This is a genomic window from Acidiphilium sp. PM, assembly GCF_000219295.1.
In the GTDB taxonomy this organism is placed as follows: Bacteria; Pseudomonadota; Alphaproteobacteria; order Acetobacterales; family Acetobacteraceae; genus Acidiphilium; species Acidiphilium multivorum.
In genome coordinates this window covers 1-2,125 of the sequence record NZ_AFPR01000571.1, presented here as the reverse complement: position 1 = coordinate 2,125, position 2,125 = coordinate 1, and the positions used below count along the sequence as shown (strand labels likewise).

The 2,125-nt window shown below is 64.0% G+C and carries 3 protein-coding genes; all 3 read left to right on the top strand.

Going from position 1 to position 2,125, the window contains the following annotated elements; all coding sequences use genetic code 11:
- The first annotated feature begins 161 nt into the window (after positions 1–161).
- The gene (locus APM_RS18605; protein WP_007424941.1) at positions 162–587 is read left to right on the top strand and encodes a hypothetical protein; all 426 of its coding nucleotides are present in this window, start codon (positions 162–164) and stop codon (positions 585–587) included.
- A complete protein-coding gene (locus APM_RS18600; RefSeq protein ID WP_007424940.1) occupies positions 587–1,477 on the top strand; it encodes a hypothetical protein in 891 nt (296 codons plus the stop codon). Before APM_RS18605 ends, APM_RS18600 begins: the two co-directional genes overlap by 1 nt.
- Positions 1,474–2,125 (top strand): hypothetical protein (locus tag APM_RS18595; protein ID WP_241763217.1); only part of this gene is annotated, 652 nt, incomplete at its 3' end. The genes APM_RS18600 and APM_RS18595, both read left to right, overlap by 4 nt.

Here is a 2,125-nt window from a genome sequence, read left to right as displayed (position 1 = left end):
GGTGGCGGGGATTTGGCGAGCTTCATGGCGCGGTATCGATGTTGTTATGCTGTGAATTTGCATCGTATGTGCCGTGATATTGATGATGATAATGCCGTGAATATGCCGCGGTTGTGCTGCGTTCTATTGACGTGCGGAGATTGAAATCGGTAGGATTCGCTATGCCCGCACCTGACCTCGATATCGAAAAGCTCGGTGCGGCGATGGCTTCCGGCCTTCGTCGTCGGTCGCCGTTGATGGTCTGGTTTATCGAGCACCACGACGAATTCGCCGCCCTCCTCGACAAGCATGGAGCGCATTGGAAAGGGTTGGCGGAGCACTTCGCGGCGGCCGGGCTGGTCTCGCGCACCGGCCAGCCGCTCACGCCGCGCACGGTCGAAAACTATTGGCTGCGGGCGCGGCGCCTGGTCGCCAAGCGCCGCGCGGAAGGGCGCCCGGTTACGGCGGCCCCGGCCAGCACGCCTGAGCCCGCACCGAAATTCAAACCCCTCACCACGAGGAACGCCGTGCCCTTGGTGACCCAACAGCCCCGGCCGATCCCGACGATCCGAAATGGAGAGGCGACAAATCCCGATAGGAGAATTTGATGACTGAGGCCCCCTCATCAGAAAAGAAACCCAACGGCGCCCACAAACCCGCAACTCCCGTATTCCGCCCCGGTAGCGCGACCGCTGGACTCAAGCCGGCGCAAATCAAGCCGCTGCTGACCAGTGAGCAATCCAGTTCTGAACCCGTCGCCCAGGGCGTTAATCTCGCCGATCGGCCCAAGATCATCCTGACGGCCGGCCGGGGCAAAACCGGCAAGACCACCTTCCTGCGCTGGATCGTGGAGATGGCGCAGCGGGACGGGAAAGCGCCTCTCCTGGCTGACATTGATCCCACCAACGCAACCTTCTCGACGTATTTCGGCGGGGTTGCTCGGCCGGATACCTTCAACCAGGCCGCCGTTCGCGACTGGCTCCAGGACTTCATGGAGTTCGCCATCGCCGAAAAACAAACTGCCATCGTCGATCTCGGGGGTGGCGATACGATCCTCCGCACTATAGCCGGAGAGATGCCCGGCTTCGATGCAATGATCGAGGAGGCGGGCATGGCCGTTGTGATGTTCTACCTCGCCGGCCCGCATCCCGAGGATTTAACCCCGGCCGCCACGCTCGGCGCCTTGGGCTTCAAGCCACGCGCGCGGGCCTTCGTGCTCAATGAAGGCATGACTCAAACCGGACAGTCGCGTGACCAGGCGTTCGGGCGCCTTACCTCCTCGAACGTCTATCGCGATGAAACCGCGGACGGCGCGCTCACCCTCTTGATGCCGCGCCTGCATGCGGCCGAGGCGGTCGAGGCGCGCACCGCGAGTTTTATCGCTGCACGGGACGGTCAGACAGAACCGCCGCTCGGGGTGTTCAACCGCTCGCGGGTGGGCCACTGGCTCAAGGCAATGGATGAGCAATTCGCCGGCGTGAAATCTTGGATGCCATGAGCGAGGCCGTCGATCAGGGCGGAGCAGAAGCCGCGATCCGCGCCGCGCGAGCGGAGCTGGATCGGGCCGAACAGCTGGCCCGGCTCGACAATGACCCCACCGCGCACACGCTCCACGCGCTCCGGGTGTTCCTGGACTCGACCGCCGCCATTGCCGCCGATCAGCGGCGCGCCATGGCCGAGCATCGACAGAACATCGATCAGGATTTTAGCACCGTGCGCCAGGCGCGGGATGGCTTGGCGCAAACCATCGATCAAGCCTTCAACGCCGCAAAGGCGCAGGCCGAAGCGGCGCATGCGGATCTCTCGCGCCAGTTTGTGGCCTCCTTCGCGAAAGAGGCCGAACAGCGCCTCAAGTCCATGTCCCGATGGGTATGGTGGCGCACGATCGCCTCGGGCGCGGCGCTGGCAATCGTGATCCTCGCGCTCGGCTTCGGCCTGGGCTACTGGCGCGGCAACGCAGCCGGGTATAGCGAGGCCGCCGGGACGATTCTCGCCGCCGGAGCCGTAGAACAATCCGTTCTCGCCTCGCAAGGCCCGGCTGGCTTGGCGCAATGGCACCAGCTCATGCGCGACAACGCCATTCTCGACACCATGAAATCCGACTGCTCCGGCAAGAACGTCGCTCATCAGGACGGCCGCACGGCTT